Source organism: Rhizobium johnstonii 3841 (assembly GCF_000009265.1).
Taxonomy (GTDB): Bacteria; Pseudomonadota; Alphaproteobacteria; order Rhizobiales; family Rhizobiaceae; genus Rhizobium; species Rhizobium acaciae.
The window spans coordinates 3780382-3793599 of the sequence record NC_008380.1 but is presented as its reverse complement, the minus strand read 5'-3'; the positions used below and the strand labels follow the sequence as shown (position 1 = coordinate 3793599).

Annotated in this window: 13 protein-coding genes; 3 read left to right on the top strand and 10 right to left on the bottom strand. The window is 60.4% G+C overall.

The window, feature by feature from the left end; all coding sequences use genetic code 11:
* Nucleotides 1–330: 330 nt before the first annotated feature.
* Entirely contained in the window at nucleotides 331–1227 is an 897-nt protein-coding gene (locus RL_RS18585; RefSeq protein ID WP_011653077.1) for a DMT family transporter, read from the top strand.
* A 167-nt stretch (nucleotides 1228–1394) separates the two neighbouring features.
* On the opposite strand, the gene RL_RS39870 is transcribed toward RL_RS18585, so the two are convergent.
* From RL_RS39870 to RL_RS18545, 8 genes are all read right to left on the bottom strand, one after another.
* Nucleotides 1395–1667 carry a hypothetical protein gene (locus tag RL_RS39870; RefSeq protein WP_157865218.1) on the bottom strand — a complete coding sequence of 91 codons (273 nt, stop codon included), beginning with the start codon at nucleotides 1665–1667 and terminating at the stop codon, nucleotides 1395–1397.
* Between the two features lie 44 nt (nucleotides 1668–1711).
* On the bottom strand, nucleotides 1712–2404 hold the full coding sequence (locus RL_RS18575) for an SH3 domain-containing protein (RefSeq protein WP_011653075.1): 693 nt from the start codon (nucleotides 2402–2404) through the stop codon (nucleotides 1712–1714).
* Nucleotides 2405–2527: 123 nt separating this feature from the next.
* Nucleotides 2528–3247, bottom strand: a complete 720-nt coding sequence (locus RL_RS18570) for an ABC transporter ATP-binding protein (protein WP_041936419.1) — start codon at nucleotides 3245–3247, stop codon at nucleotides 2528–2530.
* The gene (locus tag RL_RS18565) at nucleotides 3244–4407 is read right to left on the bottom strand and encodes an ABC transporter permease (protein WP_011653073.1); all 1164 of its coding nucleotides are present in this window, start codon (nucleotides 4405–4407) and stop codon (nucleotides 3244–3246) included. The genes RL_RS18570 and RL_RS18565 overlap by 4 nt, the downstream gene beginning before the upstream one ends.
* Nucleotides 4404–5702, bottom strand: a complete 1299-nt coding sequence (locus RL_RS18560) for an efflux RND transporter periplasmic adaptor subunit (protein WP_011653072.1) — start codon at nucleotides 5700–5702, stop codon at nucleotides 4404–4406. Before RL_RS18560 ends, RL_RS18565 begins: the two co-directional genes overlap by 4 nt.
* Nucleotides 5703–5706: 4 nt before the next feature.
* Nucleotides 5707–5985, bottom strand: coding sequence for a cysteine rich repeat-containing protein (locus tag RL_RS18555; protein ID WP_244432341.1), 279 nt, complete (start codon nucleotides 5983–5985; stop codon nucleotides 5707–5709).
* A 52-nt stretch (nucleotides 5986–6037) separates the two neighbouring features.
* Nucleotides 6038–6940: a sterol desaturase family protein gene (locus RL_RS18550; RefSeq protein ID WP_011653070.1), complete on the bottom strand. Its 903-nt coding sequence runs from the start codon at nucleotides 6938–6940 to the stop codon at nucleotides 6038–6040.
* Nucleotides 6941–7044: 104 nt separating this feature from the next.
* Nucleotides 7045–7350 (bottom strand): hypothetical protein, encoded by a 306-nt coding sequence (locus tag RL_RS18545; protein ID WP_049778391.1) that lies wholly within the window; start codon nucleotides 7348–7350, stop codon nucleotides 7045–7047.
* A gap of 215 nt (nucleotides 7351–7565) precedes the next feature.
* Between RL_RS18545 and RL_RS18540 the strand changes: the two genes are divergently transcribed.
* Together RL_RS18540 and RL_RS18535 are read left to right on the top strand one after the other, a co-directional pair.
* A complete protein-coding gene (locus RL_RS18540) occupies nucleotides 7566–8273 on the top strand; it encodes a response regulator (protein WP_172643634.1) in 708 nt (235 codons plus the stop codon).
* A complete protein-coding gene (locus RL_RS18535) occupies nucleotides 8273–9634 on the top strand; it encodes a sensor histidine kinase (protein ID WP_028740795.1) in 1362 nt (453 codons plus the stop codon). Before RL_RS18540 ends, RL_RS18535 begins: the two co-directional genes overlap by 1 nt.
* Nucleotides 9635–10010: 376 nt before the next feature.
* On the opposite strand, the gene RL_RS18530 is transcribed toward RL_RS18535, so the two are convergent.
* The gene (locus tag RL_RS18530) at nucleotides 10011–11744 is read right to left on the bottom strand and encodes a DEAD/DEAH box helicase (protein ID WP_028740794.1); all 1734 of its coding nucleotides are present in this window, start codon (nucleotides 11742–11744) and stop codon (nucleotides 10011–10013) included.
* 246 nt (nucleotides 11745–11990) lie between these two features.
* Nucleotides 11991–13106: a DNA alkylation repair protein gene (locus tag RL_RS18525; RefSeq protein ID WP_011653066.1), complete on the bottom strand. Its 1116-nt coding sequence runs from the start codon at nucleotides 13104–13106 to the stop codon at nucleotides 11991–11993.
* Between the last annotated feature and the right edge of the window lie 112 nt (nucleotides 13107–13218).

The following is a 13218-nucleotide window of genomic DNA, read 5'->3' as shown; positions in this document are numbered from 1 at the left end:
CGGATCGTGGATCTCGATGCTTGCGCAAAATCTGAGCATGTGATTGTTTTTTGTTCGGTCTGCTGCATAATTTCACCCTTAAATCGACTCCGCTTTAAGGGTGAAATTATGCCGCAATGAAAGTGCTACAACGTCCTTTGCGCCTCTCGAAAAGACGCGCGGCGCTGTAGGCGGTCGAATATGGTCATGCGCGGGCAACCGCCGGCTGGCGCGACGGCCACTGGATCGCTGCCATCAGCGAAATTTCAGATAAGCATCAACGCTTCGCCTTTGACGGCAACGGCCGGGTGGGGCTATCAGCACGGCACCTCTTCTCTCCCGAGCCGCTCCATGTCCCTCGATCGCCTTGCCCCCGCCGTCTTCGTCCTGCTCTGGTCCACGGGCTGGGTGGTGGCGAAATACGCCTCGCTGCATTCCGAGCCCTTCACCTTTCTTTCGATACGCTACGCGCTGTCGGCGGTGGCATTCCTGGCGCTCTGCCTTGTGGTGCGGGCGCAATGGCCGAGCCGGGCGACGGCGCTGCGCGCCGTCTATTCCGGCTTCTTCCTGCATGGCTTCTATCTCGCCGGTCTCTGGTGGGCGATCGCCAATGGCGTGCCGGCCGGCATATCGGGCATCATCGCGGCGCTGCAGCCGCTGTTGACGGCAATAGCCGCTCCCTTCCTTATCGGCGAGCGGCTGCAGCAGGCTCAGAAACTCGGCCTTGCCCTCGGCTTCGTCGGCATTGCCATCGCCATTTCGCCGAAGCTGCTCGATCCGGCGACCGCCGATCTCACGCAGGCCGCCCTGCCGCTGGCGATCAATCTCGTCGCCATGGCATCCGTCACCTACGGCACGCTCTATCAGAAGAAACACCTGCAATCCGGCGACCTCAGAACCATCGCGACCCTGCAATATGTCGGCGCGCTGATCCTGACCCTGCCGCTGTCGCTGGTCTTCGAGCATCAGCATTTCGACGGCGCCGCACAGGCCTATGGCGCGCTGGCCTGGTCGGTCTTCGGCCTGTCGATGGGTGGCGTCGGACTGCTGCTCTATCTGATCCGCCGAGGTCAGGTGTCACGCGCCGCCTCGCTGATCTACCTGATGCCGCCAGCGGTCGCTCTCGAAGCCTTCATCGCCTTCGGGGAACCGCTGACCCTGCCATTGATCGTCGGCACGGTCGTCGTCGTGGCCGGTGTCTATCTGACGAACCGCAGGGTCATGCAGCAGGTGGAAGCCATGGGATAGCTAAGCGAAATTCGACATGCTTCAACGAAAAGAGGCGAGATACCTGCCAGCTCTAACCGGAAGGTGGAATGTCGCCTGTTTGTCCGAGAGCCGCGAGGCTTGGTGCAGGCAGACTAAATCAGCCCCGTCACTTGAATTGAAGCTTTTTGGACAAAGCTTACAATTGATCAAATGAACTGCTGAGGACCTTCTGGGGCATCGTATCCCTTGCCGCGATTGTCGGGTTGACTATAGCTGCTCATGCAGTTCTCGGTTTTTGCGGTCTGGTCGAAAAGGCATATCTCAAATCCATCCTCGTCAACATAGAGGCTCACACAGGCCTCTCCCGGACTGTCGCCTGGCGTGCAAAAAAACTCCAGCTCTTCGTCGAATTCGCCATCTGGCATACCGGCAGATGCCAGCCCAAACGGACCGGCACCAGCAAGAATTGAAGTTAACACGAACAGCTTCCATAGTAAGGGAGGGGGCGACATGTGTGGCGCCTTTACTGGCGGAAGAATCGGGTTCCGCTCACAGTACCACCGCGAGGACCAGTACGGGTGATCGAGCACGAGGCGTCGGCGCGGCTACATGTCCGCGTGCGGCTGGCAGTTCCGCCATGAGGTCCAACGGTATTGCGGGTCGCCGTGCATGTTCCGTCGGCGCAGGTCCTGGTTTGCTGGCTCGATCCGCCATAGATCCCGGTCACCCCGCGGGTCGCGGTGCAGCTTCCATCCGCGCATTCGACCGACCGGCCATAGGAGTCGACCCGAGCCCGAGGATAAACGCCATAGGCAGCCCGGGGCGGTACGGCATAAACCGACCAACTGCGATACCAGGGATAGCCGACATAATAATTGTCCCAGTAGGCTTTGTTGAAGGCAACAACGGCGACCCCGACACCGGCGGCAACGGCTGGCGACAGGACGACCGGGGCACCACTATAAACCACCTGGACATAGCGTGCCGAAACCCAGCCTCGATAGCTGCCGAAACCGATATCGCACCATATGTAACCCGACAGGCAACCATGGGTGACGATGCGTGCGCCGACCGGAACAACGGCGACAACTGGGTATGCGGTTGACGGGCCGGCCCGTAGATTGACGTTGCCCGTAGCGACCGCGACGGTGGCTGCTGCTGCCATCGACGCCATGGAAATCACCAGGGCAATCGCGATGAATAATCTCTTGATCATATGCCTATCCTTTAACAATCGGCCCACGCCTGCGGAGCCTTCCAGGCATGATGCTAGGTTTCGAATATCTCTCACCCATCGCGCGGGCGTAGAGATTTGTAGCTTTTTGTTGCATTGGCCGGATCAGTGGGCCGAAAGACGGTCCGGTCTCGGCCGTCCGCCGACGATGCGGCCATCGGTCAGCTCGATCGTCCGATCAAAAAGATCCAGCGAACGGGGATCATGGGTGACAACCACGATCCCGGCTCCCCTGATGTCGGCAATCTGCCGGAAAAGTTCGATCACCTGACGGCCGCGAACACTGTCGAGTGCTGCGGTCGGCTCGTCGGCCAGGATGAGAGTTGGATCGTTGGCCAGGGCACGAGCAATCGCGACGCGTTGCTGCTCGCCGCCGGAAAGCCGTGAGGGACGGTTTCCGACGCGATGTCCGAGCCCTAGCCCGGTCAACAGGTACTCGGCATGGCGGCGGGCATCACGGGGATGCACGTCATCGATCTCCATTGCCAGCGCAACGTTTTCCGAGGCCGTTAGGAAAGGAATGAGATTGGCCTTCTGGAATACGAACCCGATATTCCGCCGTCGAAAGTCGCGCAGCCTATCGAGTTCTTCTCCTGCCTTCGAGACGAGAGTGCCACGAATTCTCACCTCACCATCGCTTGGCGGTTCCAGGAGCCCGGCAATCAGAAGCAGCGTGCTTTTTCCCGATCCGCTCGGCCCGAGGATCGCGACCAGTTCGCCCGCACCGATATCCAGTGAGACCCCGTCAAGCGCCTTGACGATACTGTCGCCGCTGCGGTAATGGCGCGCCGCGTCGCGTACCGAAAGGATCGGCTCCGCCGTCACGACAACACCTCCTGTGCCCGAATTTTCAGTGCTCTGCATATCCCGAGCAGGCTCGCAAGGGCGCAAACGGTCGCCACCGCGAGCGCAAGCCCGGCAAAATCCCACGGATCGATGACAACTCTTCGCGGAAAGAATGGGAAAATCACTTTAGACATCGCCAATCCGAGAACAAGCGCGCCTGCCCCGATCAGGAAGGACTGCTGGGCGATCATCGCGACGATAACGCTGTTTCGCGCGCCGATGAGCTTCAGCATGGCGATCTGGTGAAGCTTTTCCATCGTCAGCATATAAATGATGAGCGAGATGACGATCGCCATCACCACCAGAAGGACGCCCGTGAATGCTAGGATCTGCAATCTGAGGCGCCAGAGACGTTGATTGAGCAAAAGGTCGCGCTGATCGGCGCGGGAGAGAATATTGGCATCTCCCCAGGACAGGACGTTGGTTCGCACTCGATTCTCGTTCGCGCCCTTGTCGAGAGTGACAAGCACGGCGGCGATCTTGCTGTCCTGCTGAACGGAACTTTCGGAGACCGCCGCAGCGCCTGTTTTGCCCGCAGCGGCGCGCGCAAGCAGGATTTCTTCACTTGTACGGCGCTGGGCGATCGCCATCGCGTCGTTGACGGTAACGAACATCAGTCCATCGCCGCTGGCGTCCACCATGCCGCGCGTCAGGCCGACGATCAGATAGTCGTCCTGAGCGAGCCGCACCCGATCTCCAAGCGCAAGCCCGATGCTTTCGTCCGCGATCGCTTCGAAATGACCGGCGGCAAGGTAGCGCCCCCGCTGCAGTTGAACCCACTCGCCTCGATCTTTTGGAAAATCGAGACCGGTGATGGAGGCGCGCAGATCGCGCCCTTCAAAGTCGAACTGCTGACTGATCTGGACAAAGCGGCGGACGGAAGAAACACCGGCAATACCCTCGACGCGGTGGTCCATGTCTGACGAAACGGCGGAACTTTCGGAAAATGGGCCGGCTCTGCCCCCTTGTACCACCCAGAGATCCGCACCGATCTTCTCCACGACGAGAAGCGCGTCTTCCACAATGCCGCGGTAAAGACCAACCATTCCGGTCGATGCCGTGATGAGGAACCCGACGCCGGCCATGGTCAGCAGAAAACGCAGGAAATTGTATTTGACGTCCTTGAAGGCGAGATTCATCGTCTGGCCCCACCTTCGGCAATCTTCATGCCGAAATAGACATCGCGCGGCTCGCTCAGGATGACATCGCCCGGTTGCAGCCCCTTTACTACTTCCACGAACAGTCCACCGGCGTCTCCGAGCGTTACCGCGATCCAGTAAGCCCGACCGCTATCAACGATCCAGACGCCCGGTTTCCCCTGTCGCCGTTCGATCGCGGCGGCCGGCACGGCAAGCACACCTTTCCTGGTGCCGATTTCGATCGTCGTCATCCCGCGCTGACCAAGAGCCCAGTTCGGCGGCAGTGTGTCCGGGCGCAGATCGACGGAAAATTCACGCGTTTCCGTGTCGACTTGCCTGCCAATGCGATGAACCGTCGCCATTATAGATGCTCCCCTGCCGCCGCCATTGAACCGAATGACGGCCTTCTGGCCTGGCGAAAGGCGAGAGATCGAACTCTCGTCGAAACGTGCCGACAGGATGATCGAAGCCGTATCAACGAGCTGGACGATCTCCGAGCCCGGGGTGATCGTGTCGCCGACGTAGTGATCGCGCGAGATAACGACGCCGTCAAACGGCGCGTGAATGGTTCCTTCTTCGAGTTTAACCCGCTGAACCTCGGCGGTCGCAGCGGCTGAGGCCTCCAGAGCCCTGGCCTGCTCGATCGCCGCCTTTGATCGATCGAAGTCGGCTTCAGCCTGCCGGAGCGTCGCCACCGCCGCATCGTAGGATTCCTGACTTGCGATGGTTTTTTCGAGCAGCATCTTTTTGCGATCGAAATTCTGCCGGGCATTTGCGAGTGCCGCTTCGGCGTGCTTACGGTCGGCGATCGCCAGATCGACTGCCTTGTGGGCGGCTTCGACCGAGGCCTGCGATGCGCCAAGCTCACTCTTCAGATCATCGGTGATGATCTCGGCAATGATCTCGCCCTGCTCGACCCGGTCGTTGCGATCGACGCGCATCTTCGCAATTACCCCCTGCAGCCTCGAGCTGACCAGGCTTATGCGCGTTGCGTCCAGCGTGGCGGGGCCGGTCAATACAATGGTCAAGTCGACAGGCTCTGCGGTAAATTGCTCTACGGCATGCGACATGAGATAGCGGTTGCCCAACCAGACGGCGCAAATGGCGGCTAGCGCAATTGCAGCGGCGCCGGCACGTCTGAACCGCCCGCCGGGGCGCGAAGGCGGCCGGGAGCCGATAGCTTTGGCATCGATGAAAGCGCCGCCGTCCGCCGGGACACCGGCATGTCTGCCGGTGTCCTTGCTCTTGGCGGTTCGCCTCGGCCGAGCGCGCGCATCTGTTATTTTCTGATCCATGCCATCACTTCGGAAGAACTTCGGCGAGCGTGGCCTGGCACGTCGGCGTCAGGTTCGCCCTATTTGCCTGGAGGCAGGCGGCAATCCGTCCGCCGCCGGGCTGAACGCCCTGGCAATATTGCTTTAGATCAGCCTTGCAAGCTTGGACGACTTTCATTGCTTGGGCCCGCATTTCCGGCGTCATCTGGCTTTGAGCCATGGCGGCGGCAGGTGCTGCGCAGGCGGCGGCGACAATAGCGATGCTCAGCCAAGGGGGCGGAATCAGGCGATTGATGACGTTCATATCGTTTCCTTTCATTCACGTTGCCTTTTCTTCGTCTATCTGATGGGAAGCATCAGCCTTCGCTGGGAGCTTCGATGGTTCGCCCGTTCTCGGGCGAGCGAGGTCGGGTCGTCGCCGCCTTTCGGCGTGTGACGGGGCCGAAGAGAATGGTGAATTTCTGCCCGAATTTAGAGGCCCCGCGCACCTCTCGAATCATTGCGCTCCATTCGGAAAACACGATGCGCAGCGGATGGTGCGACTGCGAGCCGCCGCGAAGACCGTAGGTCAGCGGCTTGCCCTCCGGCGCTTCCGCAAAGGTGCCGAACAACCGGTCGAACAGGATCAGCGTGCCGCCGAAGTTCTTGTCGAGGCACTCGGCTTCCGAGGCATGGTGAACCCGATGATGCGTCGGCGTGTTGAGTATCCATTCGAGCGGCCCGAAACGGGGTGAGAGTTCGGTATGAAGGAAAAACTGATAGGTGAGGTTTGCTGCGAGCGCCGCGACGATGGCGAACGGGTGAAAGCCCAGAAAGGCCAGCGGCAGGTAGAACAGGAAATGTCCCGAGATATTGGCGGTCCAGCCGAGGCGCAGTGCCGCGGTCAAGTTCATGCGTCTCGGTGAATGGTGAACCGAATGGGTGGCCCAAAGCCAGCGGATATGATGGGAGGCGCGATGATGCCAATAGTAGACGAAATCGACCGCCAGGAAGAGAAGGACCGCTCCGTTTACCGTTGCTGCGTCGATATTAAAGACGCGGTGCTCGTAAGCCAACATGAAGGGAAGAGCGATGATCGCCGCTTCTAATCCGCGGATGAGGGAATGACCAGCAGCAACGCCGAATGTCGCGGCCGTTTCCCGCATGTCGTGGAGGTCGTGATGCGCGAGCCTGCCGATCAGATATTCGAGCAGCATGAAAGACGCCGCAACAGTGAGAACGCCGAGCCGTATCGAAACTACGGAATCCAAAGGCGACATGGCCGTTCCTCATCAGCATGCGAGATGGATTGAAAATGCAAGCCGGCGGCTTCCTGGGGTTTTGGCGCCGCCGGCTCATCAAGGTGCGGACTGGCTATGGTCGACTACCAGTTGACGCTCCCCTGACGGGTGACGGTGCTGCCGTTTGGGCCTGTCGTTGTCGCCGAACCGCTGCAGGAGCCAGATGTCTGATCGCAGGTTGCCGTTCTCGATCGGGAATAGGTCTTGCCATAGGGACCGGTGCGGGTCACATTGCGCGAGCAGGAGCCGCCCGAACAGCCGCCACTTGCGTGCATCGAGGCTGTTCCATTCGTGCCACTCACGGAACGGTCGCGGCTCCGTGCGTTGGCGTCTGCAGCGACAGTCAGTGCAAATGTGCCGGCCAGAACAGCGGCCGTGATGTACTTCATCAAGATCTTATCCTCTCTGTCATAAGACTTTGCAGGAGTGCCGAAAGCTGGGCGCTTTCGACATACAGACAAGATTCGACGCCTTCGGTATCATGCCAATAAACAGCCTGTGTCGAGATGTTCGGTTTTGTTGCCTGCATGTAGAGAATTGTAGCAATGGCTTCGGCATTCTTGATCGCACTCGGTTTTCGGTCCAATTTCCGGCCATGGAAGAAATGGCACGTACTATCCTCGTCGTGGATGATGACCCCGAGATCGGAAGACTCGTTGCAGCCCTGCTGTCGCGCGAAGGCTTCGACGTCCGGACGGCCGAAAATGGGATGGAGTTGGACGACGTCCTGCGCAAGGTCCGACCGGATCTGATCATTCTCGACCTGATGCTGCCGGGAGAGGACGGGCTTTCGATTTGCCGACGCATGCGGTCGGAAGGCGCTTTCCCCATTCTGATGTTGACGGCCAAGAACGACGAGATGGATAGGGTTGTGGGGCTGGAGGTCGGCGCCGACGACTATGTTTCAAAACCTTTCGGACCCCGCGAACTCCTTGCGCGTGTGCGCGCCCTTCTTCGCCGTACGCAGTCGCAGCCGTTCCAGGCCGCGAGCCGACGATACAGCTTCGATCGCTTCGTCATCGATCTCGATGCCCGTCAGCTGACAGATGAGGATGGCGCGCCGGCGACGCTGACCAGTGCCGAGTTCGACCTTCTGACCTGTTTTGTGCTGCGCCCACGCCGCGTCCTATCTCGCGATCAGATTCTCGACTGGACACATGGCCGCACCGCCGATCCACTCGACAGGACAGTCGATATTCTGGTGTCGCGGTTACGCAAGAAGCTGGAGAGCCTGAGCCCCGGCAACACGCTTATCAGCACAGTGCGCAACGGCGGCTACCTGCTGACGGTGCCCGTGCGTCAGGTATCGTGATGTTTCGGCTCGGGCTATCCACGCGGATTCTCGGCATCGGCGTGACATTCCTTTTGAGCGCCTGGATTGCGCTCGTCGCCCTTTACTATTGGTCGAACGGTCTCAGCCGCATTTCCACCTATCCGTCCGCTACCCAGATACTTATGATAGCGGATGTCTTGTCGGACGCTGAACCGCAAGAGCGCGAAAAACTCGTGATGGCTGTCAGTTCATCGGTTCTGATCGTAGAGATGGAGCCAAACCGCGATGTGTCGGTAGAACCGAACACGCGTGAGCACCTGGAGCATCTGCCGGAATTTTCGCACTATCGCAACGCCCTGGGAGGCAGGCTGATCTCGATCCGCAGGCTTGACGCCGCCGATTCCGGGGCCAGACGGCCACGTCTGTTTGGAGGGGCGATAAACCCGACCGAGTTTCGGGTGCGGCTGAATGATGGCGTCATCGCGCGTCTGCAAACAAAGACGCCATTCATCGTGACACTGTTCGGTCTCCCGGCCGGCTTGGGCGCCGGTCTGGTGGGGACGCTTTTTGCGCTGGTTGCCTTTATACTCCTCCACCGGGAGATACGGCCGCTGACCAAGCTTGCAGCCGCGGTTGACAGGATGGATCCCTCCGGGGAGCTAGTACAACTGACCAACATCTCTTCCCGGACACCGGAGACTGTCGCGCTCGTGAAGGCATTCGAGCGGTTGCAGAACCGCCTTCAATCGATGATTGGCAGTCGATTTGCGCTCATCAGTGGCGTCCAGCATGACGTCCGCTCCTTTGCAACGCGCCTACGCTTGCGGATCGATTACATATCCGACCCGACCGAGCGGGAGAAGGCGATCCACGATATCGCCGATATGATCGACCTTCTGGACACTGCTCTGCTGACGGCCCGGGCAGGCGTTGGCGCACTCGATGAAGAGCTTTTGGATCTCGTAGCTTTAGTCGAGCAGGAGACCGTCGATCTGGATGCGTCGGGCTGGAATGTAATTCTGAAATCCCCGCCGCATGATCGAGAGATACTCGTTATAGCCGATCGACTCGCAGTCAGGCGAATCCTTGCGAACCTCGTCGATAACGCCGTGAAGTACGGTCAGATCGCATATGTCACTCTGAATAAGCGCGACAGTATGGCGATCATCTTGGTCGAAGATATGGGTCCCGGTATTGCCGAGGGCGAAATCGATCTTCTTATGGAACCGTTTGTCCGCTCAGAACCGTCACGCGCCCGCAAAACTGGTGGGGCCGGGCTCGGCCTTGCAGTAGTGAGAACCCTTGTAGAAGCCCAGGGCGGAACGGTGGCTATCAGCAACCGTTGCGAAGGCGGAGCTCGCGTGGAACTGCGCTTCCCGCTTTTCGGCCTTCCCACATGATAGTTGTCGTTCGAACTGTCTGCATCGCGCTCGATCAGCTCGAAATTCGTTGAAATACGACAGTTTACATTCAGGTCTACATGGACGCGTGGATGTGGAACTGAGGCGAGCAAACGGCTTGCACCAACAGGGCGCTTAACCCTTCCGAGCTTATTCCGTGTCCGGGTCTGATCGCAGACCGGGTTTGCATATCTGCAACTGGAACAGCCTTTTTAGTCCCTTCCTAGACAGCACCGGCAAGATAACTGGCGCTGAAAGCAAAAATTGCCGCAAAGCCGGAATTCTGCGGCCGACCTTTGCGACAGTAAGTATTCCAGAGTCAGATTAGGTGCCGGGAGGTAGCTCCCGGCCGTTTTGCTTTTCAATTGTTCGACGATCAGGCGCGTTCGCGCCGCTGGCCGCCGCCGTTGCGGGAGCCGGAGCCACCGCGGCGGTTGCCGCCGTTGCCGTCGCGGCGCGGTTCGCCGGCCTGGGCCTGCTGCGGGCCGCGGTCCTCGCCATGCTTGCGGGCCGGGCGGCCGTGTGCATGGCGGCTGTTGCCGCGGTGATGACCGCTCGGCTCACCATTGGCATGGGCGCCGTGATGAGCCGGACGCTGTGGCTTTGCAGAGGCACGGAAGTCGGAGGTCGAGGCCAGATCGTTGTCAGGGCCGAGATCCGGGGTCGCTTCACCGCGGCGCTGACCGCGGAAGTCCTCGTTGCGGCTGGTCGGGCGCTCCGGACGCGGACGACGCTCCTCGCCGCCGGCGCGGACTTCGCTGCCTTCACCTTCGCGGCGCGGGCGGCGTTCCTGACGGCTGCCGCGATGCTCCGAACGGTTCTGGTCGCCACGGCCTTCGCCACGACCCTGGCCTTCGCGACCCTGGCCGCCATTGCGATTACGGTTGTTACCATTGCCGTTGGCACGGCGGGGTCCGCCGCCGATATTTGCCGGCGCTTCGCCGCTTGCGACAGTGATGTCGATGCCCATCAGGCGCTCGATATCACGCAGTAGCTTGGCTTCGTCAGGAGCGCAGAAAGCGATGGCGATACCGTCGCGGCCGGCGCGCGCCGTGCGGCCGATGCGGTGGACATAGGCGTCAGGCACCTCAGGCAGGTCGTAGTTGTAGACGTGGCTGACAGCGGGGATGTCGATGCCGCGGGCGGCGACGTCTGTGGCAATCAGCGTCTTGATGCTGCCGTCGCGGAAGGCCTTCAGCGCCCGTTCGCGCTGGCCCTGGCTCTTGTTGCCGTGGATCGAGGCGACGGAATAGCCGATATTCTCGAGATGCTTCATCAGCTTCTCCGCACCGTGCTTGGTGCGCAGGAAGACCATCGCGCGGCCATCAGGATTTTCGGTCAGCGACTTGCGGAGCAGTTCCGTCTTGTCGTTCTTGCCGCCGACAAAATGGACGTACTGTTCGACCTTATCGGCAGCCTTGCCGGGGGGCGTGACTTCGACCTTGACGGGATCGACGAGATATTCGCCGGCAAGATCGGCGATTGCCTTCGGCATGGTGGCCGAGAACAGCATGGTCTGACGCTTTTTCGGCACCATCTTGGCGATCTTGCGCAGATCGTGGACGAAGCCGAGGTCGAGCATCTGGTCGGCTTCGTCGAGCACGAGATAGCGAACCGCAGTCAGCGTGATCGCGCGGCGATTGATAAGGTCGAGCAGGCGGCCCGGCGTGGCGACGAGAATGTCGGTGCCCTTTTCAAGCTGAAGCTGCTGCTTGTTGATCGAGACCCCGCCGACGACGACATTGATGCGCAGCGACGACTTGCGGATGAACTTCTTCAGGCTCTCGGCGATCTGGTTCACCAGTTCGCGGGTCGGCGCAAGGATCAGCGTCCGCGTCGTGCGGTTGTCGGGACGCCGTTCGTCGGCGAGCAGCTTTTCGATCAGCGGCAGGCCGAAAGCGGCCGTCTTGCCGGTGCCGGTCTGGGCAAGGCCGATCAGGTCGCGGCCTTCGAGGAGGAGAGGAATTGAATGTTCCTGGATCGGCGTCGGCGTTTCGATGCCGAGCTGGAACAAAGTAGCGACGATCGGCTTGGAGACACCAAGCGATTCAAAATTAGTCAAGGCAAAACCTTTCGGGGCGCCACAACGACTATCGCCGGAACGCACCATGCGATCCGGTTTCATTCTGGCGTCAAGAACCCCGCGTGAAGTGGGAACTTGTGAGTTGGAAAAAGCTTTCCAGCGCTTCTGGCCGCTCATGGGAGTGCGGCGCTCTATCGAAATGCGCTTTTGTCCCTTCTTCCTGCATCTGCATTTTTCAGCAGGGGCACGCTCACGCGGCGGCCGGAAGGGTGAAAGCTGACCCGCATTTGGGCTAGTTCGCGTGGAAAGTCAAGTGCGGTGCACAAGAAAGCCTCAGCCTTGGTCAGGTGAGGGCATGACGAGGACGAAGCTTTGCGATGCGGTCTCCGCGCCGTTGACGAGGATGGCGATACGATGTTCGCCTGGATAATAGCGCCGCGTGGTGATCGGCCGCATGGCGTGGCGACGCTCAATTGTATGGCTTTGCCCCGGAGCGAGCATTATCGCCTTGCACTTGAAGACCTTGGGTGAGAGCGAACCGTCGCTCTTCACATGGTGAACGGCGTAGTCGATCATCAGTGACTGCGCTCGCTCGCCGGCGTTTGTCACCCGGATTTCGAAATCCAGCCCTTCGCCGAACATCACCTCAGCATTTCTGAGCCGCAGTTCGCATTCGAGCGAAGCGGTGGCGGCGAAGCCGAAATTGGCGAGCGCCTGCGCGTGGCCTTTCTTCAGAAGCGTACGCGAGGCATGTTTCAGCAGCCAGCGGCGTTCGGATGAAGCGCCGTCGATATGACCGGCGATGAAGGCGGCGACCAGATCCGGGTGGTCCTTGGCGACGTCGTTCAGGCTGTTGGCCACGGAGCGGCGCACATAATCCGCCGGATCATCCATCAGCGCGGTTAGGATGGGCAGGATCGGTGCCGGATCCTTGACGAGCTGCGGCAGGCGCATCGCCCAGGGTAGGCGCGGCCGCGTTCCCTCGCTCGCCAGCCGGCGCACATGCTGGTCGGGATCGTCGAGCCAGCCGGAAATGATGGCCAGCGCGCGCTGCTGGTCGCGGTGGATAAAGGGGCGGATGCCGAATTCGGCGGTGAAATGCGGCGTCAGCGCCTTCAGGAGACCGAGGCCGACATCGAAATGATCAAGGCCGCGTGCGGCGATGAACTGATTGACCGGCAGCAGCATCCAGCCGGAGAGCCCCGGCCTGCCGACAGTGGGCAGGCTTGCCGTCAGAATGGCCGCGGCCTCTCGGAAATCGCCGGGGAGTGTTGCAAACAACGCGTCGCGGATCAGGGTCGAGCGCTCCATCAGTTCCAGCGCGGTGAGGCCCTCGGTCGCCAGCGTCACGAAGCGATTTTTATCGAAAGTCGGCGCGTTGCCGGCAATGCGATCGCCCATATCGCCGACCAATGTTTCATGCAGCAAGTTTTTGAGCGGTTCAGGCATGCTGGTCCTTCCTCTTATGCCACCGCCGCATGCCGGCCGCATAAGGGCAGCATGGTCTGCGAAACATCTGGCGATTTGCTATCGGAGAATAGAGTGATCGCATCCACTCGAG